The sequence below is a fragment of the Variovorax sp. F042 genome, from assembly GCF_057814215.1.
This window is the reverse complement of record NZ_JBVASX010000007.1, coordinates 85,035-105,713: the sequence shown is the minus strand read 5'-3', so window position 1 is coordinate 105,713 and position 20,679 is coordinate 85,035. Positions and strand designations below refer to the sequence as shown.

Here is a 20,679-nt window from a genome sequence, read left to right as displayed (position 1 = left end):
GCCATGAGCCTTCGCTTTGATTTTTCAGCGTCGGCCGTGGCCGCGCTGGCCCTGTCCGATGCCATCCGCGCATTGCAGGAAGACGTCGCCGACGGCGACCTCACCGCGTCGCTGGTCGACCCGGCCCGCACCGCCCGCGCCCGCGTGCTGGCGCGCGAATCCGCCGTCGTGTGCGGCGCGCCCTGGGTCGAGGCCACGCTGCGGCAGCTCGATCCGCAAGTGCGCATCCACTGGCTGTGTGCCGAAGGCGAGCGCTGCGCGGCCGACCAGACCGTGCTCGAAATCGAAGGCGCCGCCCGCGCGCTGCTGACGGCCGAGCGCACCTCGCTCAACTTCCTGCAGTTGCTGAGCGCGGTCGCCACCAAGACCGCCCTCTACGCCGACGCCGTGCGCGGCACGCGCGCCCGCATCGTCGACACCCGCAAGACCATTCCGGGCCTGCGCCTCGCGCAGAAGTACGCGGTGCGCACCGGCGGTGGCCTGAACCACCGCATCGGCCTGTACGACGCGGTGCTCATCAAGGAAAACCATATCGCCGCAGCCGGTGGCGTGGCCGCGGCCCTGCGCGCGGTGGCGCCGGTGGCCTCGCAGGCCGCCTTCGTCGAAGTCGAGGTCGAAACGCTGACCCAACTGCGCGAAGCGCTGGAAGCAGGCGCGCGCATGGTGCTGCTCGACAACATGGACCTGCCCACGCTGCGCGAGGCCGTGCGCATCAACGACGAAGCCGGCGAAGACCGCAAGGCCGTGCTGGAGATATCCGGTGGCGTCACACTGGACGGTCTGCGCGCACTGGCCGAAACCGGTGTAGACCGTATTTCGGTCGGCGCATTGACCAAGGATGTCAAAGCCATCGACTACTCGATGCGTTTCCAGGAAGGCTGATCCGCCCATGTCGTCTCCGGTCATCGACGTCGACTACGAGCAGCCCGCCGCAAAGGCCGGCGCCGTCTGCGACACGCGCCACGCCTGGGCCCGAGTGCCGGCCGAGCCTTCGCCCGATGAGCGCATCGCGCTGAAGGAGCGCATCCGCCGCCTGCTGCGCGAACGCAACGCGGTGATGGTGTCGCACTTCTACGTGCACCCCGACCTGCAGGACCTTGCCGAGGAAACCGGCGGCATCGTGAGCGATTCGCTCGAAATGGCGCGCTTCGGCCGCGACCACGCCGCGCAGACGCTGGTGGTGTCGGGCGTGCGCTTCATGGGCGAGACCTCGAAGATCCTCTCGCCCGAAAAGCGCGTGCTGATGCCCGACCTCGATGCGAACTGCTCGCTCGACCTGGGCTGCCCGGTCGAGCAGTTCAGCGCCTTCTGCGACCAGCACCCCGACCGCACCGTGGTCGTCTACGCCAACACCAGCGCGGCCGTGAAGGCGCGCGCCGACTGGCTGGTCACCTCCAGCTGCGCGCTCGACGTGGTGAACGCGCTGCACGCGGCGGGGCAGAAGATTCTCTGGGGCCCCGACCGCCACCTGGGCGACTACATCCAGCGCCAGACCGGCGCGGACATGGTCAGCTGGAACGGCGCCTGCATCGTGCACGACGAGTTCAAGGCGCTGGAGCTCGAACTGCTCATGAAGGAGCATCCGAAGGCGAAGGTGCTGGTGCACCCCGAGTCCCCGTCTGACGTGATTGCGCTGGCAGACGCGGTGGGCTCCACCTCGGCCATCCTGAACGCGGCGCAGCGTATGGATGCCAGCGAATTCATCGTTGCCACCGACAGCGGCATGCTGCACAAGCTGCGCACGCTGAACCCCGGCAAGACCTTCATCGAGGCGCCCACGGCCGGCAACGGCGGCACCTGCAAGAGCTGCGCTCATTGCCCGTGGATGGCGATGAACGGGCTGGTCGAGCTGGCGAATGCGCTGGAAACGGGCGCGGGCGAGATCCATGTCGACCCGGCGCTGGGCCTGCGGGCGCGCGTGCCGATCGACCGGATGCTGGCGTTTACTGCCGGGCTGAAGAACGGGCAGGCGCCCGGCAGCTTGGTAGCAGGCATCGGCGCCGCCTGACCCTGTCTTGCTCCTTCCCCCTCTGGGGGAGGGAGAAAAACCTAGAAGTCCACGGTGCAGCTGTCGCCCAGCGCCTCGCGCCACACACGCACGCGGGCCAGCGAGGGCCGCAAGTCCGGCAGCGCATCCGCAATGAACACGCACAGGTTCTCCAGTGTCGGCGGATGCAGTCCGGCCACGTCGTCCAGCAGGTGATGATCGAGCTGCTCGCGCACATCTTCCAATCGCCGGCGCAGTAGCCCCAGGTCGATCACCATCCCCGTCACTGGATCGCGCTCCCCTGCAAGCCACACCTCCGCGTGGTACGTGTGGCCGTGGATACGGCGGCTGCCTTCGACTTCGATCTCGCGCTTCAGTGTGTGGGCGGCGTCGAAGAAAAAGCGTTGGCTGATGGTGAATCGCATCGTCAAAAAAGAAACTCAGAGGAAAAAGGGCTGCAGTGTCAGCGGATCCCGGTGATCTTGTGCGTCTGCACGCTCAGGCGCCAAACCGGCTGCTTCATGCATTCGGCAATGCAAAGCTCGGTGTTCGCGACCCGATCGGGCCCGTCCATCGGCTGCAGGAAGCGGTGCGTGAACTCGCCCGTGCGCGCCATCGTGTCGAGGTCGAACTCGGTCTGCGGCCACACCAGCTTCAGCTCCTGGCCGCGCTGCTGCACCCATGGCGCGCCGGCCTTGGGGCTGATGCACAGCCAGTCGATGCCTTCGGGCGCCTCGACCGTGCCGTTGCTCTCGACTGCGATGCGGAAGCTCCGCGCGTGCAGCGCGTCGACCAGCGCGGCGTCTACCTGCAGCAACGGCTCGCCGCCGGTCAGAACCACGAGGCGATGGTCGGCATCTGCGGCTGGCCATTGCGCGGCGATGGTGTCGGCAAGCAGGTCGGCGGTCTTGAACTTGCCGCCCAGCGTGCCGTCGGTGCCCACGAAGTCGGTGTCGCAGAAACGGCAGACGGCGGAGGCTCGATCTTCCTCGCGGCCCGTCCAGAGGTTGCAGCCTGCAAAGCGACAGAACACGGCCGGCATGCCCGCCTGGCCGCCTTCGCCTTGCAGGGTGTAGAAGATTTCTTTGACGCTGTAAGTCATGAGGCCGGTGTGTCGATCTCGAGGTTGTCGATCAGCCGCGTGCTGCCCAGGCGTGCAGCAGCCAGCGCCACGAGCGGTTCACCCGCGGCCGGTGCCTGCAGGTCGGCGCGGCGCCGCAGCACAAGATAGTCCGGCTGCCAGCCGCGTTGCGTGAGCATCTGCATGGCCCGCGCTTCGATCGCGGCCAGGTCGCGCTCGCCCGCGCGCACCGCCGCGGCCATTGCCTTCAGCGCCTTCGACAGCTGCACGGCCTCGGCGCGTTCGCTCTCGCTCAGGTAGCCGTTGCGCGACGACAGCGCGAGGCCGTCGTCGGCGCGGAAGGTCTCGCCGCCCACGATCTCGATGGGCAGCGCGAACTGCCGCACCATGTGCCGGATCATCATCAGCTGCTGGTAGTCCTTCTTGCCGAACACGGCCACGCGCGGCTGCACGCACTGAAAGAGCTTCATCACCACCGTGCACACGCCGATGAAGAAGCCGGGGCGGAAATGCCCTTCGAGGATGTCGGCCAGCGCCGGGTCGGGGTGCACCTTGCAGGTCTGCGGCTCGGGGTAGAGCGCTTTCTCATCCGGCGCGAACAGCACGTCGCAGCCGGCGGTGCGCAGCTTCTCGCAGTCGCTGTCCCAGGTGCGCGGGTAGGTGTCGAAGTCTTCGTGCGGCAGGAACTGCAGGCGGTTCACGAAGATGCTGGCCACCGTCACGTCGCCCAGTGGCTTGGCCTGCTTCACCAGGGCCAGGTGGCCGTCGTGCAGGTTGCCCATGGTGGGGACGAAGGCGGGGCGCTTGAAGGCGGCCAGGTGGTCGCGAAGTTCGGCGATGGTGTGTGCGATGTACATGAGGGTTTCCTTCCTTACCAGGCGTGGAGTCGGTCGTCGGGGAAGCTGCCGTCCTTGACGGCCTGCACGTAGGCCTTGAGGGCGGGCAGCACGCCCGGCGCGTCGGCCATGAAGTTGCGCACGAACTTCGGCATCTTCCCGAGGTTGATGCCAAGCATGTCGTGCAACACCAGCACCTGCCCGGCGGTGGCCTTGCCGGCGCCGATGCCGATGGTGGCGCAGTGCTTCAGTTCGGCCGTGAGCTCGGCGGCCAGCGCGGCCGGCACCATTTCGAGCACCAGCATTGCGGCGCCCGCGTCCTGCAGCGCGTGGGCCTGCTGCTTCAGCAGCGCGCCGGCGGCGTCGCCCTTGCCCTGCACGCGGTAGCCGCCCAGTGCATGCACCGTCTGCGGCGTCAGGCCGAGGTGGGCGCACACCGGGATGCCGCGCTCGACCAGGAAGCGCACCGTGTCGGTGGTCCAGCCGCCGCCTTCGAGCTTGACCATGTGTGCGCCGGCCTGCATCAGCACGGTGGCGCTGCGCAGCGCCTGCTCGCGCGATTCCTGGTAGCTGCCGAAGGGCAGGTCGGCAATCAGCCAGGTCGTGCCCTGCACGCGGCGCAGGCCGCGCGAGACGCTGTCGGTGTGATAGCGCATGGTGTCCAGGCTCACGCCCACCGTGCTGTTCAGGCCCTGGCAGACCATGCCGAGCGAGTCGCCGACCAGCAGGCAGTCGATGCCCGCGGCGTCGGCCATGGCCGCGAAGGTGGCGTCGTAGGCTGTGAGCATCGCGATCTTCTCGCCGCGCGCATGCATGTCGGCCAGGCGCGGCAGGCTCACGGGCTTGCGCGATGCAGGCGGGGAGGCCGGCGGCAGCGTGCCGTAGGGCGAAGCGGGCGGCGTGTCGGTGATTGGGGGCGTGATGTTCGACATGGTTGGGTTTCTCCCTGCGGGCGTCGGTGGCCGGGCATCCTTGAGTGAAGAAAACGAAGCGGGTAGGGCTATCGGCCGTCCGGCGGCACCAGCACCGTGGGTGCGGTGGGCTCGGCGAGCGAAGGATAGTCGCGGCTGAAATGCAGGCCACGGCTCTCGTGGCGGGCCTGCGCGGAACGAACGATCAGCTCGGCCACCTGCACCAGGTTGCGCAGTTCGAGCAGGTCGCGCGTGACGTGGAAGTTCGCATAGAACTCCTGGATCTCGGCCTGCAGCAGCGCGATGCGGTGGCTCGCGCGCTCCAGGCGCTTGTTGGTGCGCACGATGCCGACGTAGTCCCACATGAAGCGGCGCAGCTCGTCCCAGTTGTGCGAGATGACCACGGCTTCATCGGCGTCGGTGACGCGGCTGTCGTCCCAGGCGGGCAGCTCGGCGAGCTCGCGCACCGGCGCCGATGCGATGGCGCTGGCCGCGGCGCGCGCGAACACCATGCACTCGACCAGCGAGTTGCTGGCCAGGCGGTTGGCGCCGTGCAGGCCGGTGCAGGCGGTCTCGCCGATGGCGTAGAGGCCCGGGATGTCGGTGCGCCCGCTCAGGTCGCTGAGCACGCCGCCGCAGGTGTAGTGCGCGGCCGGCACCACGGGAATGGGCTCGCGCGTGATGTCGATGCCCAGCTCCAGGCAGCGCGCGAGGATGTTGGGAAAGTGCTCCTTCAGGAACGCGGCCGGCTGGTGCGAGATGTCGAGGTGCACGCAGTTGAGGCCATGCTTCTTCATCTCGAAGTCGATCGCGCGGGCCACCACGTCGCGCGGCGCGAGTTCGGCGCGCTCGTCGTGCTTCGGCATGAAGCGGGTTCCGTCGGGAAGTTTGAGCAGCCCGCCTTCGCCGCGCACCGCTTCGCTGATCAGGAAAGACTTTGCATGCGGGTGATACAGGCAAGTCGGGTGGAACTGGATGAACTCCATGTTCGACACCCGACAGCCCGCGCGCCACGCGGCGGCAATGCCGTCGCCGGTGGCGGTGTCGGGGTTGGTGGTGTACAGGTACACCTTGCCCGCGCCGCCGGTGGCCAGGATGGTGTGCGGGGCGCGGAAGGCCAGCACCTCGTCGGTCTCGTCGTCGAGTGCGTAGAGGCCCAGGCAGGCCGGGTCATCGAGCCCGATCTTGGGCCCGGTGATCAAGTCGACCAGCGTGTGGTGCTCGAACAGCGTGATGTTCGGCGTGCGCCGCACCCGCTCGATCAGCACCTGCTGCACGGCCGCGCCGGTGGCGTCGGTCACGTGCACGATGCGGCGCTGGCTGTGGCCGCCCTCGCGCGTCAGGTGCAGGCCGCCGTCTTCCTCGGAAAAGGGCACGCCCAGCTCGCGCAGCCAGCCGATGGCCTCGGGTGCGTGCTCGACCACGAAGCGCGTGGCCTCGGGGTCGCACAGGCCGGCGCCGGCCACCAGCGTGTCTTCCACGTGCGCATCGAAGCTGTCGCCCGCCGCCAGCACGGCCGCGATGCCGCCCTGCGCCCAGGCGCTGGAGCCGTCGTTCAGCGCGCGCTTGGTCAGCACGGCCACGCGGTGCGTGGGCGCCAGGTGCAGCGCGGCCGAGAGGCCGGCCAGGCCGCTGCCGACGATGAGGACGTCGAAGTCGCGCACGGCGGAAGTCACTGGGTATGGGGACCGGTTGGGTCAGGCTGGCGAATAAGCCAATCTGACGTAGATAGGGGCGAAGGCCTCGGCCTGCGTGATTTCGATCAGCGTTTCCTTCGCGAGCTCCAGCATCGCGATGAAGGTGACGATGAGCACGGGCGTACCGCGCGACACGTCGAACAGCTTCTCGAATTCGACGAAGCGCTGTCCCTGCAGGTGGCGCAGCACGATGCTCATGTGCTCGCGCACGTTGAGCTCTTCGCGCGAGATCTTGTGGTGCTGCACGAGCTTGGCGCGCTTCATGATGTCGGCCCACGCATCGCGCAGCTCGACCACGTCCACGTCGGGGAAGCGCGGCTTCAGCGACTGCTCGATGTAGACCTGCGCCTTCCAGAAGTCGCGTCCGTACGTGGGCGTGGCGCTGAGGGCGGCGGCCTGCAGCTTGGTCTGCTCGTATTCGAGCAGGCGGCGCACGAGCTCGGCGCGCGGATCTTCGGCCTCTTCGCCGTCGGCCACCTTCTTGGGCGGCAGCAGCATGCGCGACTTGATCTCGATCAGCATCGCGGCCATCAGCAGATATTCGGCCGCGAGTTCGAGGTTGGTCTGGCGGATCTCGTCGACGTAGCTCAGGTACTGCCGCGTGAGCCCCGCCATCGGGATGTCGAGGATGTTGAAGTTCTGCTTGCGGATCAGGTAGAGCAGCAAGTCCAGCGGGCCTTCGAAGGCCTCCAGGAACACCTGCAGCGCCTCGGGCGGGATGTACAGGTCCTTCGGCATCGCGAACAGCGGCTCGCCATAGAGCCTCGCGAGCGCGACCTGGTCGACCACGTCGGGCATGTCGACCACCAGCGTGCCGTTGTCCTCGTCGCTCTTCATCGGGTCATTGCTATCGTTTCAATAGCGACCAGCGCAATGCGGACGGGAGCGTGCTGCCAATTCGGCATCGGGAAATCGGCATCGGGGAATTACTTGGCCTGGGTCTGGTAGACGTACGGCTGCATCGGTACGCGGGCTTCGCTGTACTCCTCCAGCAGGCTGCGGTCGAGGTGCTTGTCCCAGAGGAGGGCGCGGCCGGCGCGCTGTTCGGCTTCCAGCGTTGGCTTCTTTTCCTTCATCTCCTCGATGAAGTTCGTGATCTCGGAGGTGTAGTGGGGGCGGCGGAAGATGGACATAGACTGGACCTTTATGACGCGAATTTTACCGGGGACGGCATGAAGCAACGGCGAGGATGGCAGATCGGCATGGCAACAGGGTTTCTGGCGGCGGTGATGGCTCTCGTGGGATGCGACTCGAAGAACATCTCCGAGCTTGAAGAGGGCGTGTCCACAGAGGCCGACGTGCGGGCCCGTTTCGGCCAGCCCGAGAACGTCTGGGACGCCCCAGGCGGTGGCCGGGTGTTCGAGTACAACCGCCAGCCGGCGGGCCAGAAGAACTACATGATCACCATCGGTGCCGACGGCAAGATGAGCGCGCTGCGCCAGGTGCTCACGCCCGAAAACTTCGCCAAAGTGCAGCCCGGCATGATGATGGAAGACCTGCGCAAGATGCTGGGCAAGCCCGCCAAGGTCACGCCCTATGCGCTCAAGCGCGAGACCGAATGGGAATGGCGCTGGGTGCAGCCGCCGAACTCGGCCATGGTCTTCACCGCCACGCTGAACGACGACCAGCGCGTGGTGCGCAGCGGCTCTTCGCCTGACCGGGGTACCGAAGCCCCGTAGTCTCCATGGCGGCTACGCGCCGTGCGACGCGCCGGGCTGGCCCGTCGTCAATTCCTCGGCAAAGCCCGAACGCACCAGCACCTCGAGCGGCTGCGGCTGCAACGACTCGATGCGCAGCAACCCGTCGCGCGCCAGCACCGCCCGGTGCAGTTGCCGCAGCGCATCGACACCGGTGGCGTCGATGTAGATCAGGTGCGTGGCGTCCAGCACCACCGTCATGCCGCGCGGCGCGCGCTCGGCGGCGTTCACCGCCTCGTCGAGCTTGGCCGCCGCGCCGAAGAACAGCGCGCCGTATAGGCTGTAGGTGAGCACCGGCGGCTGCAGCGTGACCAGTTCGACGCTGAACAGCCCGTTCATGCGCCGGATGAAGAGGGCGCAGGCCAGCACGATGCCCACCTGCACCGCCACCGTCAGGTCGAACACCACGGTGAGGAAGAAGGTGCCCAGCATCAGAAGCCGGTAATGCCGGCTGAAATGCCGCAGCTGCGTGGGCGTGAACTCGCGCCATTCGCCCATGTTCAGGCCCACGAACACCAGGATGCCTGCCAGCACCGCGAGCGGCACGTGGCGCGCCAGCGGCGCGGCCAGCAGCACCACCGCCAGCAGCGTGATCGCATGCACGATGCCCGCGATCGGCGAGGTGCCGCCCGAGCGGATGTTGGTGACCGTGCGCGCGATGGTGCCGGTGGCCGGCATGCCGCCGAAGAAGGGCGTGACGATGTTCGCGATGCCCTGCGCCATCAACTCCTGGTTGGGGTCGTGGCGCGGCTGGCCGCTGAGCTGGTCGGACACGCGCGCGCACAGCAGCGACTCGATGGCGCCGAGCAGCGCGATGGTCAGCGTGGGCGTCACGAGCTGCTTCACCGTCTCCCACGAGAAATCGGGCAGCGCGAAGGCCGGCACGCCTTCGGGAATGCCGCCGAAGCGCGTGCCGATGGTTTCCACCGGCAGCTCGAAGCCCCATGACACCAGCGTGAGCGTGACCAGCGCCACGATGGGCCCCGGCATGCGCGCGCCCACCTGCACGGCGCGCGTGCGCGCCACCCGGCCAGCGACGCGCAGCACCGCGGTGCCCACCTTCGAGTCGCTGCTCAGCAGCAACGGCCACAGCAGCAGCCCGGCCACGCAGGCAATGCCGAGCCCGAAGGCATAGGGGTTGAAAGTGCTGATTTGCAGCGCCATCGCATGCAGCTGCGAGAACACGTCGGCCGGCATCTTCGCCACCGTCAGCCCGAGCAGGTCTTTGAGCTGCGACAGCAATATCAACACCGCGATGCCATTGGTGAAGCCCACCACGATCGACAGCGGCACGAAGCGCACCAGCCGCCCCAGCCCGAACAACCCCGCCATGAACAGCAGCACGCCCGCGCACGCGGTGGCAATCAGCAGGTTCGCCACACCATAGCGCTCGACGATGCCGTAGACGATCACGATGAACGCCCCCGCCGGCCCGCCGATCTGCACCGCCGAGCCGCCCAGCAGCGAGATCAGGAAGCCCGCGATGATCGCCGTCCAGATGCCCGCCTCGGGCTTGAGCCCCGAGGCGATGGCAAAGGCCATGGCCAGCGGCAGCGCGACGATGCCGACCGTGGCGCCCGCGCCCAGGTCCTTGAAGAAGCGCTCGCGGTCGTATCCCGCGAGCGCGTCCATCAGGCGTGGGCGGAAGCGGGTGAGGTTCAGCGGGGAATGCATGAGTCGTTCATTGTGGACTGCCCCCTGCCGTGCGGCAGGCCGCAGACGGGTGGGTCATGCCGATGCGAACTTTCGCTCAACTTATCCGGAACAAAGGATCCCGATACATTTTTGACATTCATTGACATTTGGTCACCGAAATTACCGAGGTCCGTCCGATGCACATCCTGCTTGTCGCAAGCGCGTTCAACAGCCTGACGCAACGGGTTCTCGCCGAACTCCAGGATCGCGGCCACACCGTCGGGGTGGAGCTGGCCCTCGGCAATGACGAGGCCCTGCGCGAAGCCGTGCGGCTGCATTCGCCCCAGCTCATCGTGGCGCCGATGCTGACCACCGCCATTCCCCAGGACATCTGGACCGCCCACACCTGCCTGATCGTGCATCCCGGCCCGCCGGGCGACCGGGGGCCCTCGTCGCTCGACTGGACGCTGCAGGGCGGCGTCGAAAGCTGGGGCGTCACCGTGCTCGAGGCCGTGGCCGAAATGGATGCGGGCGATGTCTGGGCATGGTCGCCGCTGAAGGTGCCGCCGCTGGCCGGCAAGAGCGACCTCTACCGCGGCGAGGTGGCCGACGCCGCGCTCGATGCGGTGCTGCTGGCGGTGGAGCGCTTCGCCTCGGGCAAGTACAAGCCTCAGAAGCAGAAGACCGCAGCCCTTGCCGCCGGCTGGCGGCCCTTCATGAAGCAGGCGCAGCGCCGCATCGACTGGGCGACCGACACGACCGAGTTTGTGCTGCGCCAGTTGCGCGCGGCCGATTCGCAGCCCGGCGTGCTCGACGAATTGCTGGGCGCGCAGTGGTACCTGCACGGCGGCCATCCCGAAGACGAGCTGCGCGGCAACACGCCCGGCGAGCTGATCGCCACCCGCGCCGGTGCCGTCTGCCGAGCCACTGTCGACGGTGCGGTATGGATCGCGCAACTGCGCCCCTGGCGCGAGTCCGGCTCACGGCTGCCCAGCTACAAGCTGCCGGCCGTGCAGGCGCTCGGCGAGCTGCTGCCCTTCGAAGTGCCGGAGGTGCCAGCACCGCTGCAGTTGCCGGCCGGACGCCGCACCTGGTCCGACATCCGCTACAGCGAGCATGGCGCGGTCGGCGTGCTGAACTTTTCATTCCCAGGTGGCGCGATGAGCACCGTGCAGTGCCGCCGGCTGCTGCAGGCCTATCGCTTCGCCTGCACCCGTCCGACCTCGGTGCTGCTGCTCGGCGGCCTGCGCGATTTTTTCTCCAACGGCATCCACCTCAACGTGATCGAGGCGGCCGACGACCCGGCCGAGGAGTCGTGGGCCAACATCCACGCAATGAACGACCTGGTCGAGGCGGTGCTGAGCACCACCGACCGCCTCACCGTGTCGGCACTCGGCGGCAATGCGGCGGCTGGCGGCGTGATGCTCGCGCTGGCGGCCGACGAAGTGTGGTGCCGCGACGGCGCCGTGCTCAACCCGCACTACACGCTGATGGGCCTGCACGGCTCCGAATACTGGACTTACACCCTGCCGCGCCGCGTCGGCGCCGCCGAGGCGCAGCGTTTGACCCAATCGGCCCTGCCCGTGAGCGCCAGGCGCGCCGTCGAACTCGGCATGGCCGAGCGCGTGCTGCAGGCCGCGCCGGAAGAGTTGGGCGATGAAGTGACGCGGCTGGCCGCGCAACTGGCCGCCTCGCCGGACCTGGCCGCGCGCATCGCGAAGAAGCAGGCGGCGCGCGCGCAAGACGAAGCCGCAAAGCCGCTGCAGCAGTACCGCGATGAAGAACTGGCGCACATGCGCCGCAATTTCTTCGATGCCAGCGAGCCGCACCGCGCATTGCGGTCCGCGTTCGTGCGCAAGGAGAAGGCGCTGCACACGCCGCCGCATGTCGCCCGATTGGGGCTCGCCGCGGACTGAGCGGGCGCAGGCCGCGGCCTTCCGTCGTCAGGGTTGCGCCAGCTCCGCAAGAATCGCTTCGCGGTCCTGGTCCAGCCGTGGCGGCTGCCGCAGCACCTGCGTGCGGTGGCCACCCACGTGCACCGGGTTGCCCGCCACCGTGAGCGGCCGGCCGCTCTGCGTGCGCACCTGCACCAGCATCTCGCGCGCCTGCACCTGCGGGTCGTTCACCACCGCGGCCACGTCGTTGTAGCCGCCCGTGGGAATGTTGTGCTGCATCAGCAGCGCCTGCCAGTGCGCGCAAGTCGCCGACGCCAGGCGCTCTTCGAGCAACTGCTTCAGCACCTCGTGGTGCTGGCAGCGCCCGGGGTTGGTGGCAAAGCGCTCGTCGTCCTGCAGTGCCGGCAATTCCAGCACCGTGCACAGGCGCTGGAACAGCGCGTCGTTGCCCGCCGCGATCACGAACCAGCCGTCGGAAGCACGGAACACGTCGAAGGGCGTGATCGACGGGTGCCGCGAGCCGATGGGCCCCGGCGCGCGGCCATCGGCCTCCATGCGCGAGATCGCGTTCTCGAGCAGCGCGACCTGGCAGTCGAGCATCGCCACGTCGACCCTGTCTCCCAGGCCGGTGCGCCCGCGCTGCAGCAATGCGGCCTGCGTGCCGATGGCCGCATACAGGCCCGCGCCCAGGTCGCCGATCGAGACGCCCACGCGCGTCGGCGGCGCGCCGGGGTGGCCGGTCAGGCTCATGATTCCGCCCATCGCCTGCACCACCATGTCGTAGGCGGGGCGCCTGCTGTAAGGCCCCGTCTGTCCGAAGCCCGAGACCGAGGTGAACACCAGTTTCGGAAAGCGCGCATGCAGCGTCGGCCAGTCGTAGCCTAGCTTTTCCATCGTGCCGGGTCGGAAGTTTTCGACCAGCACGTCGGCCGTGGCCAGCAACGACTCGAAAACCGCCCGGTCGGCCGGCGCCTTCAGGTCCAGCGCAATCGACTCCTTGTTGCGGTTGACCGACATGAAGTAGGCCGAGTCGCCCTCGACGAACGGGCCGATCTGGCGGGCATCGTCGCCCAGCCCCGGCTGCTCCACCTTGATGACGCGCGCGCCCAGGTCGGCAAGCAGCAGCGTGCAGTACGGGCCCGCGAGCACGCGCGTCAGGTCGATGACGGTAAAGCCGTGCAGCGGGCCCGCCGTGGCTGCGGCTGTGGCTGCGGACGCGTTGGAAGAAGTGCCCGGCATCATTCGACGGTCGCGCCCGAGCGCTCGGTGAGTTCCTTCGATTTCGCGCCTTCGGCCGTGGCCCAACTGCGGAACTCGGCGAGCGATTTCGATGGCGCCGATTCGTTGCCCGACTTTTCCATCCGCGCCTTCACGTCGGGGTCGTTCAGTGCCGCCACGCTGGCGTCGAACAGCTTCTGCGCCATTTCAGGCGGCAGGCCGGCCGGTGCGAACAGGCCGAACCAGAAGGTGTAGTCGTAGCCCTTCACGCCGGCCTCGGCAATGCTCGGCACATCGGGAAAGAGCGGCGAGCGCTGGCCTGAGGTCACGGCCAGCACGCGCAGCTTCTGGCCCTGGGCCATCGGCAATACCGACGGCGGCGTGCCGAAGGTCAGTTGCACATCACCCGCGGCAACTGCCTGGATCGACGGGGCGCCGCCCTTGTAGGGCACATGCAGCATCGTCACGCCGGCCGCCTTTTCGAACGACAGGCCCGCAAGGTGGGTCACCACGCCGGTGCCCGACGACGAATAGGCCAGCTTGCCCGGGTTCTGCCGCGCTTCGGCAATCAGTGCCTGCACGGTCTTTGCGCTCACGTCCTTGTTGACGGCGAGCAGCATCGGGGCCGAGCTCCAGCGCGAGATGGGCACGAAGCTCTTCGCGCCGTCGTACTTCACGGCTTTGTAGAGCAGCTTGTCGCTGCCGTATAGGTTGGCGCTGCCCAGCAGCAGCGTGTAGCCGTCGGGCGCCGCGCGCGCCACCTGGTCCGACGCGATGGTGGTGCCCGCGCCGGGCTTGTTGTCGATGATCACCGGCTGCCCCAGCAGCTTGGCCATCTTGTCGCTGACGATGCGTGCCACCGTGTCGGCCCCGCCGCCGGCGGGAAAGCCCACCACCAGCGTGATCGGCCGCGTGGGGTAGCTGTCCGCCAGGGCGCCGGCCGAAGCCAGCAGCGCCGCGGCGGCGAATGAAATGGCGCGAAGTTGTTGCTTCATGTCTTTGTCTCCGGTTTCTTGTCGTATCGATGGAGAGGGCGGCGCCCGGTCAGCGGCCCTTGAAGACCGGCAGGCGCTTCTCGCGCCAGGCACGGCCGCCCTCGGCCAGGTCTTCGGAAGCGACGGTGCGCTGCACTTCGCGCTGGATCGAAGCGGCGTCGGCACTGCCGCGCGCAATCTGGTTCAGGTGCTTCTTCATGCCGAGCAGCGCCAGCGGCGCCATGCCGGCGAGCGTGGTGCGCAGGCGCAGTACTTCGGCGTCGAGCGCCTGTGCGTCGTCGACCAGTTGCGTGAGAAAGCCGCAGTCGCGCATGGCGGGACCGTCGAGCTTTTCGGCGGTCAAAAAGAGCCGCTTGGCCGTGTCCAGCCCGAGCCGCGACACATAGCGCTCCATGCCGCTCTGGTAGTAGTGCAGGCCGAGCCGGGCGGCGGGCATGAATGTCTCGGCGCCGCGCACGCCCACGCGGAAGTCGCAGGCCAGCACCAGGTCGGTGGCGCCGCCGAAGACGCCGCCATGCACCGCCGCGATGGTGACGGCGCGGCAGTTTTCGAGCGCATCGACCATGTCGCCGAAGCTGCGCCCCTCGGTCTGGCTGCTGGAGGCCACCTCTGATATATCGTAGCCGCTGCAAAAGTACTTGCCCTCGGACCGGAGGACCAGCACCAGCACTTCAGGTGAGCGATTCACCGTCTCCACGAGGCGAACCAGCTCGGGCAGGTCCTCCGGCACGAGCTTGTTCGCGGCCTGCGGGCGGCGCAGCGTCAGGAAGGCGACCGGGCCTTCGATGTGGAGTGTTGGGAGCATTGATGTACCAAATGACTGAATTGATATATCTGTAAGGTTAGCTAATATCGCGATTCCCATGCAACCCGCGAAAACCCTCGACACCCCCAGCCTGCAGGACCAGATCCGTGGCCGGCTCGAAAAAGACATCCAGCAAGGCACGCTGTCGCCCGGCATGCCCATCGACGAAAAGGCGCTGGCGCTGAGCTTCAACACCTCGCGCACGCCGGTGCGCGAGGCGCTGCTGCTGCTGAGTGCGCGCGGCCTGGTCGACATCGTTCCGCGCACCGGCATCTACGTGCGCCAGCTGCGGGCGAACGAACTGGTCGCGATGATGGAAGCGCTGGGCGAGCTTGAAGGCGTGCTGGCGCGGCTGGCGGCGTTGCGCATCGGCCCGGCGTTGCGCGACGAGTTGCTGCGCGCGCTGGCCGGCACCGCCGCGCAGGCGGAGGCGAACGACGCGGAGGCCTACCAGCAGGCCAACGCCGTGCTGCACGACGTGATCTACCGTGCCAGCGGCAATCCGTTCATCGTCGAGCAGGCGCAGACGGTGCGCCTGCGCATCGCGGCTTACAGGGGGCGGATGTTCGAGAAACCCGGGCGCCTGGCCGCTTCACAGCGGGAGCACGAACGGGTGGTGGAGTGGATCCTGAAGGGCCACGCGGACAACGCCGCGGAGGCGATGCGCGACCACATCTCGGTGGGCGGCAAGGTGTTTGCCGACCTCGTGCTGAACAACAAGTTCGGCTAGCCCGGCCAGTCGCCCGGCCGGACCTGTTTTTCTTTTTCTTCTTCTCTTTCAGCGAACGCGCATGCCCGGCGTCGCGCCCGGCCACGGCTCGAGCACATGGATGCCCGGGTGGGCCTTTTCGTCGCCATGGCTCGCAGCCAGAACCATGCCTTCGCTGACGCCGAACTTCATCTTGCGCGGCGCGAGGTTGGCGACCAGCACCGTGAGCTTGCCCACGAGTTGCTCGGGCTGGTAGGCCGATGCGATGCCGCTGAACACGTTGCGGGTCTTGCCCTCGCCGGCGTCGAGCGTCAGGCGCAGCAGCTTGGTCGAGCCTTCGACCTTCTCGCAGGCCACGATCTTCGCGATGCGCAGGTCGATCTTCGCGAAGTCGTCGATGGTGATGGTGGGCGCGATGGCTTCGCCGCCCGGCAGCGCTTCTTCCGCCGCGGCTGCAACCGGTGCGGGCTCGGGCGCGTCGAACAGCTTGTCGACCAGCTTGGCATCGGCACGCTGCATCAGGTGCTTGTACTCGCCGATGGCGTGGCCCGCGGGCAGTGACTGCGCCGCGTCCGTCCAGACCAGCGGCGAAATCTTCAGGAAGGCTTCGACGTTCACAGCCAGCGCCGGCAGCACCGGCTTCAGGTACAGCGTGAGCAGGCGGAAGGCCTCGATGCACACGGTGCACACGTCGTGCAGCCGCGCCTCGGCACCTTCCTTCTTGGCCAGCTCCCAGGGCTTGTTCTGGTCGACGTATTCGTTCACCTTGTCGGCCAGCGCCATCACCTCGCGCAGCGCGCGGGCGTAGTCGCGGCCGTCGTACAGAGAGTGCAGCTGCGGCGCTGCATCGCGCAGCGCGAACAGCAGTGCGTCGCCGTCGGCCGACACCTCGCCCAGCTTGCCGCCGAAGCGCTTGCCGATGAAGCCAGCGGCGCGGCTCGCGATGTTGATGTACTTGCCCACGAGGTCGCTGTTGACGCGCGCGACGAAGTCCTCGGGATTGAAGTCGATGTCCTCGTTGCGGCCGTTGAGCTTGGCGGCGATGTAGTAGCGCAGCCATTCGGGATCGAGTCCGATCGACAGGTACTTGAGCGGGTCGATGCCGGTGCCGCGGCTCTTGCTCATCTTCTCGCCGCTCACCGTGAGGTGGCCGTGCACGTACACGGCGTCGGGCGCCTTGCGGCCGCTGAAGTGCAGCATCGCGGGCCAGAACAACGTGTGGAAGGTGATGATGTCCTTGCCGATGAAGTGCACCTGCTCCAGGTCGGGGTCGGCCATGTACTCGGTGTACGAGATGCCGTCGCCGCCGAGTTCGATGCAGCGCTTGTCGAGCAGGTTCTTCAGCGAAGCCAGGTAGCCCACGGGCGCGTCGAGCCACACGTAGAAGTACTTGCCCGGCGCATCGGGAATCTCGATGCCGAAGTAGGGCGCGTCGCGGCTGATGTCCCAGTCGCCGAGGCCGCCCTTGCCTTCGTCGTCCTTGTAGAGCCATTCGCGGATCTTGTTCTGCACCTCGGGCTGCACGTGGCCCGCGGCGGCGGTCCATTCCTTCAGGTAGGCCTCGCAGCGCGGGTCGGAGAGCTTGAAGAAGAAGTGCTCCGAGCTGCGCAGTTCGGGCTTTGCACCCGACAGGGCCGAGTAGGGGTTGATCAGCTCGGTGGGCGCGTACACGGCGCCGCACACCTCGCAGTTGTCGCCGTACTGGTCCTTCGAATGGCAGTTGGGGCACTCGCCCTTGATGAAGCGGTCGGCCAGGAACATGCCCTTTGCGGGGTCGTAGAACTGCTCGACGCTCTTGGTGGCAATCAGGCCGTTGGCGCGCAGGTCGCGGTAGATGTCCTGCGCCAGTTGGTGGTTCTCGGGCGCATCGGTCGAGTGCCAGTTGTCGAAGGAGATGTAGTAGCCGTCGAGATACGGCTTGCGGCCCGCGGCGATCTCGGCCACGAAGGCCTGCGGCGTCACGCCGGCCTTGTCGGCCGCGATGGTGATGGCCGCGCCGTGCGCGTCGTCGGCACAGACGAAGTTGACGTCGGCGCCATTCATTCGCTGGTTCCGCACCCAGATGTCGGCCTGGATGTACTCCATCATGTGGCCGATATGGAACTTGCCGTTGGCATACGGCAGGGCGGTGGTGACGAAGAGCTTGCGCGGGGCGGACATCGGGAAGGGCGCTTTCGGGAGTGGCTGACTGGACTGACTGACGGGAACCGGGCATTTTAGGTGGCGGCGTCCCGGGAGGTGTTCGATGGCAGCATCGACCCCATGACGCATGCCATCGAACTCGCCGCCTACATCGCCGGATTCACCGGTTCGCCCCTGGCGCCATGGGCTGCCTCGCTGCCCTGGGAACTGCCGCCGCGCGCCCCTGAAATCGTGCGCCGGTTGCTGGCCGGGCTGCCCGCCGGCGACTACGTCGTCGAGGGCGAAGTCGCCGTTCACCGCAGCGCCCGGGTCGAGCCGGGCGCGGTGCTCAAGGGTCCGTTGATCCTCGGGGCGGACTGTTTCGTGGCCGCCGGCGCCTACCTGCGCGGCGGCAACTGGGTCGACGCCCGCTGCACCATCGGGCCGGGCGTGGAGCTGAAATCGTCCTTCGTTTTCGAGGGCACGGCGCTCGCGCACTTCAACTTCGTCGGCGACTCGGTGATCGGCGCGGGCGTCAACATGGAAGCCGGCAGCATCATCTGCAACCACCGCAACGAGCGTGCCGACAAGCAGATCCTCGTGCGAAGTGGCGAGGGCGGCTCGCTGCAGGGCACGGGCTGCGACAAGTTCGGTGCGCTCGTCGGAGATGGGGCGCGCATCGGCGCCAATGCGGTGATCGCGCCCGGTGCCCTGCTTGTGCCGGGCCGCGTCGTGGACCGCATGACGCTGGTGGACGAGGAATTGCCCGGCCGATAAAGTCGAGGCGACAAACAGGGAGGAAGAAGACCATGTCTGACGATCGCTTTGCCCCACCGACCGCGGAAGTGCTGATGCCTGTCGTCGCGCCGCAAGTGCCAGATGCCATACGCAAGAAGATCCGTCTTGCCTGGGGCGCCGGCCTGGTTTCGGCGGCGGTGACGCTCATCTTCGTTCTGATCGCGGTTTCGGGGACGAGCCTGCTCGGCTTCGGTCTCGCGCAACTGCTGGACGTCGCGGTGATCCTGGGGCTGTCCTTCGGGATCTACAGGAAGAGCCGTGTTTGCGCGGTACTGATGCTGCTCTACTTCATTTATTCCAAGTTCCTGATGATGCGCATCGGCGGTATCAGCGGTGGCAACGTGTTCACTTCGCTGCTCTTCCTCTATTTCTACGTACAGGGCGTCATCGGCACCTTCGCGTACCACAAACACCTCAAGCAGAAGGTGCCTTGAGCGTGGGGGCGCTCGGCACTGTCTCGCGCGCGACGTATGCTCCAGCCCCCGATACAGAAAGCGAGACGCAGCCGATGACCACCCCCTCCATTCCCGCAACCCTGATCCCCGGCGACGGCATCGGCCCCGAAATCGTCGACGCCACGCTGGCCGCGCTCGATGCGCTGAAGGCACCCTTCACCTGGGACACGCAGATCGCCGGCCTGGGCGGCGTCAAGGCGTCGGGCGATCCGCTGCCGCAAGCCACGCTGGACAGCATCCGCCGCACCCGCCTAGCCCTGAAGGGCCCGCTCGAAACCCCTTCGGGCGGTGGGTATCGCTCATCGAACGTGCGGCTGCGCGAGGAATTCCAGCTGTACGCCAACCTGCGCCCTGCGCGCACCATCATTCCCGGCGGCCGCTTCGACAAGATCGACCTGGTGGTCGTGCGCGAGAACCTCGAAGGCCTCTACATCGGCCACGAGCACTACGTGCCCATCGACGGCGACCCGCACGCCGTGGCCATGGCCACCGGCATCAACACCCGCCAGGGCAGCCGCCGCCTGCTCGAATACGCCTTCGAGACGGCAGTGGCCACGGGCCGCAAGAAGGTCACGATCGTGCACAAGGCCAACATCATGAAGGCGCTCACGGGCATCTTCCTGGAGACCGGCCTGGACCTCTACGAGAAGAAGTACAAGGGCAAGTTCGAGCTCGACACGGTCATCATCGACGCCTGCGCGATGAAGCTGGTGCTCAACCCCTGGCAGTTCGACATGCTGGTCACCACCAACCTGTTCGGCGACATCCTGTCCGACCTCGTGGCGGGCCTGGTCGGTGGCCTTGGCATGGCGCCCGGCGCCAACATCGGCGCCGACGCCGCGATCTTCGAGGCGGTGCACGGCTCCGCGCCCGACATCGCCGGCAAGGGCATCGCCAACCCCACCGCACTGCTGCTGGCGGCCGCGCTGATGCTCGACCACGTGAAGCTGCCCGAACTGGCCACGCGCCTGCGCACGGCCATCGACGAGACGCTGAACATCGACAAGGTGCGCACGGGCGACCTCGGCGGCACGGCGGGCACGGCGGCGTTCACGAAGGCGCTGGTCGGCCGCATCAACGGCGGTTGACCGGAGCGGGGCTCGCGGGCGCTGCATGAGAAGGCTTCTGCTGCTCCTGGGGGCTCTGCTGTTCGCAGGCTTCGCTGCGGCCGACCCGCGCTTCACCGTGGTGAAGGTCGACCTGCGTACCGAGCGGCTCGAACTGTTCCTGCGCGACGACGCGGGCGTGCCGTTCAAGCGTTTCGACCGGCTCGATGCCTGGCTGAAGGAGCGTCACCGCCAACTGGGCTTCGCGGTGAACGCCGGCATGTACCACGAGGATTTTTCCCCGGTCGGCCTGCTGGTGCGCAATGGCCGCGAAGAGGCGCCGCTCAACCTGGCCGACGGTGCCGGCAATTTCTTCCTCAAGCCCAACGGCGTATTCCTCGTGTCGGACACGGGGCCGCGCGTGGTCGAGTCGTCGGAATACCCGGCGCTGGCGCAGGGCGTACGCCTCGCCACGCAGTCGGGCCCGCTGCTGCTGCGCCGCGGCGTCGTGCACCCCGCTTTCATTCCCCATTCCGATTCGCGCAAGATCCGCAACGGCGTCGGTGTGATCGGTCACACGGCGATCTTCGTCATCAGCGAGACGCCGGTGAATTTCTACGAGTTCGCGCTCTACTTCCGCGATGTGCTCCACTGCCGGGACGCGCTGTATCTCGACGGCACGGTTTCGGCACTGCATTCGACGGCGCTGCACAGAAGCGATTTCGTGCGGGAACTGGGGCCTATCCTTGGCGTCGCGTCGCCCTGAGTGCGGCGCCTGCCTGCCTTCTGCGTT

At 67.6% G+C, this 20,679-nt stretch carries 21 protein-coding genes; 9 read left to right on the top strand and 12 right to left on the bottom strand.

The genetic code is table 11. From position 1 onward, the window contains the following. Window positions 1-3 precede the first annotated feature (3 nt). Together nadC and nadA are read left to right on the top strand one after the other, a co-directional pair. Entirely contained in the window at window positions 4-882 is an 879-nt protein-coding gene (nadC, locus tag ACZYSP_RS21825; protein ID WP_489016508.1) for a carboxylating nicotinate-nucleotide diphosphorylase, read from the top strand. Window positions 883-889: 7 nt separating this feature from the next. Further along, window positions 890-2,008, top strand: a complete 1,119-nt coding sequence (gene nadA / locus ACZYSP_RS21820; RefSeq protein ID WP_489016506.1) for a quinolinate synthase NadA — start codon at window positions 890-892, stop codon at window positions 2,006-2,008. 41 nt (window positions 2,009-2,049) lie between these two features. Here the strand turns inward: nadA and ACZYSP_RS21815 are convergent, their stop codons facing one another. The 7 genes from ACZYSP_RS21815 to ACZYSP_RS21785 all read right to left on the bottom strand — a co-directional run bounded on the left by ACZYSP_RS21815 (window position 2,050) and on the right by ACZYSP_RS21785 (window position 7,645). Continuing rightward, window positions 2,050-2,412: a 6-carboxytetrahydropterin synthase gene (locus ACZYSP_RS21815; RefSeq protein ID WP_093058042.1), complete on the bottom strand. Its 363-nt coding sequence runs from the start codon at window positions 2,410-2,412 to the stop codon at window positions 2,050-2,052. A gap of 38 nt (window positions 2,413-2,450) precedes the next feature. Next, complete coding sequence (queE, locus tag ACZYSP_RS21810) at window positions 2,451-3,089, bottom strand: 7-carboxy-7-deazaguanine synthase (RefSeq protein WP_489016503.1); 639 nt, start codon at window positions 3,087-3,089, stop codon at window positions 2,451-2,453. Beyond that, window positions 3,086-3,925: a pantoate--beta-alanine ligase gene (gene panC, locus ACZYSP_RS21805; protein WP_489016501.1), complete on the bottom strand. Its 840-nt coding sequence runs from the start codon at window positions 3,923-3,925 to the stop codon at window positions 3,086-3,088. The genes queE and panC overlap by 4 nt, the downstream gene beginning before the upstream one ends. Before the next feature lie 14 nt (window positions 3,926-3,939). Continuing rightward, a complete protein-coding gene (gene panB, locus ACZYSP_RS21800; RefSeq protein ID WP_354337691.1) occupies window positions 3,940-4,836 on the bottom strand; it encodes a 3-methyl-2-oxobutanoate hydroxymethyltransferase in 897 nt (298 codons plus the stop codon). A 68-nt stretch (window positions 4,837-4,904) separates the two neighbouring features. Beyond that, window positions 4,905-6,479 (bottom strand): L-aspartate oxidase, encoded by a 1,575-nt coding sequence (nadB, locus tag ACZYSP_RS21795; RefSeq protein ID WP_489016693.1) that lies wholly within the window; start codon window positions 6,477-6,479, stop codon window positions 4,905-4,907. Between the two features lie 33 nt (window positions 6,480-6,512). Continuing rightward, window positions 6,513-7,349, bottom strand: coding sequence for a segregation and condensation protein A (locus ACZYSP_RS21790; protein WP_093058037.1), 837 nt, complete (start codon window positions 7,347-7,349; stop codon window positions 6,513-6,515). Window positions 7,350-7,438: 89 nt separating this feature from the next. After that, a complete protein-coding gene (locus ACZYSP_RS21785; RefSeq protein ID WP_093058036.1) occupies window positions 7,439-7,645 on the bottom strand; it encodes a DUF3460 family protein in 207 nt (68 codons plus the stop codon). 69 nt (window positions 7,646-7,714) lie between these two features. Between ACZYSP_RS21785 and ACZYSP_RS21780 the strand changes: the two genes are divergently transcribed. Then, a complete protein-coding gene (locus ACZYSP_RS21780) occupies window positions 7,715-8,191 on the top strand; it encodes an outer membrane protein assembly factor BamE (protein ID WP_093178701.1) in 477 nt (158 codons plus the stop codon). 12 nt (window positions 8,192-8,203) lie between these two features. Here the strand turns inward: ACZYSP_RS21780 and ACZYSP_RS21775 are convergent, their stop codons facing one another. Beyond that, window positions 8,204-9,883 (bottom strand): SulP family inorganic anion transporter, encoded by a 1,680-nt coding sequence (locus ACZYSP_RS21775; RefSeq protein ID WP_354337692.1) that lies wholly within the window; start codon window positions 9,881-9,883, stop codon window positions 8,204-8,206. 158 nt (window positions 9,884-10,041) lie between these two features. On the opposite strand from ACZYSP_RS21775, the gene ACZYSP_RS21770 reads away from it, so the two are divergent. After that, window positions 10,042-11,760 (top strand): enoyl-CoA hydratase-related protein, encoded by a 1,719-nt coding sequence (locus ACZYSP_RS21770; protein WP_489016497.1) that lies wholly within the window; start codon window positions 10,042-10,044, stop codon window positions 11,758-11,760. A 27-nt stretch (window positions 11,761-11,787) separates the two neighbouring features. On the opposite strand, the gene ACZYSP_RS21765 is transcribed toward ACZYSP_RS21770, so the two are convergent. From ACZYSP_RS21765 to ACZYSP_RS21755, 3 genes are read right to left on the bottom strand one after another with little or no spacing between them, the layout of a single operon-like run. After that, a complete protein-coding gene (locus tag ACZYSP_RS21765) occupies window positions 11,788-12,978 on the bottom strand; it encodes a CaiB/BaiF CoA transferase family protein (RefSeq protein ID WP_093058067.1) in 1,191 nt (396 codons plus the stop codon). Next, entirely contained in the window at window positions 12,978-13,952 is a 975-nt protein-coding gene (locus ACZYSP_RS21760) for a Bug family tripartite tricarboxylate transporter substrate binding protein (RefSeq protein WP_093058033.1), read from the bottom strand. Before ACZYSP_RS21760 ends, ACZYSP_RS21765 begins: the two co-directional genes overlap by 1 nt. 49 nt (window positions 13,953-14,001) lie before the next feature. Beyond that, window positions 14,002-14,757: an enoyl-CoA hydratase/isomerase family protein gene (locus tag ACZYSP_RS21755; protein WP_440532438.1), complete on the bottom strand. Its 756-nt coding sequence runs from the start codon at window positions 14,755-14,757 to the stop codon at window positions 14,002-14,004. Between the two features lie 58 nt (window positions 14,758-14,815). Here ACZYSP_RS21755 and ACZYSP_RS21750 point away from each other — a divergent pair, with 58 nt between their 5' ends. Continuing rightward, a complete protein-coding gene (locus ACZYSP_RS21750; RefSeq protein WP_093058031.1) occupies window positions 14,816-15,487 on the top strand; it encodes a GntR family transcriptional regulator in 672 nt (223 codons plus the stop codon). Window positions 15,488-15,535: 48 nt separating this feature from the next. Here ACZYSP_RS21750 and metG read toward each other — a convergent pair whose 3' ends face one another. Then, the gene (gene metG, locus ACZYSP_RS21745) at window positions 15,536-17,626 is read right to left on the bottom strand and encodes a methionine--tRNA ligase (protein ID WP_440532437.1); all 2,091 of its coding nucleotides are present in this window, start codon (window positions 17,624-17,626) and stop codon (window positions 15,536-15,538) included. Between the two features lie 102 nt (window positions 17,627-17,728). Here metG and ACZYSP_RS21740 point away from each other — a divergent pair, with 102 nt between their 5' ends. From ACZYSP_RS21740 to ACZYSP_RS21725, 4 genes are all read left to right on the top strand, one after another. Beyond that, complete coding sequence (locus ACZYSP_RS21740; RefSeq protein WP_489016494.1) at window positions 17,729-18,364, top strand: LbetaH domain-containing protein; 636 nt, start codon at window positions 17,729-17,731, stop codon at window positions 18,362-18,364. Window positions 18,365-18,396: 32 nt separating this feature from the next. Next, entirely contained in the window at window positions 18,397-18,819 is a 423-nt protein-coding gene (locus ACZYSP_RS21735; protein ID WP_093077415.1) for a hypothetical protein, read from the top strand. 74 nt (window positions 18,820-18,893) lie between these two features. Continuing rightward, window positions 18,894-19,928, top strand: coding sequence for an isocitrate/isopropylmalate dehydrogenase family protein (locus ACZYSP_RS21730; RefSeq protein WP_093178690.1), 1,035 nt, complete (start codon window positions 18,894-18,896; stop codon window positions 19,926-19,928). A gap of 25 nt (window positions 19,929-19,953) precedes the next feature. Continuing rightward, window positions 19,954-20,652: a phosphodiester glycosidase family protein gene (locus ACZYSP_RS21725; protein ID WP_093058027.1), complete on the top strand. Its 699-nt coding sequence runs from the start codon at window positions 19,954-19,956 to the stop codon at window positions 20,650-20,652. The last annotated feature ends 27 nt before the right edge of the window (window positions 20,653-20,679 follow it).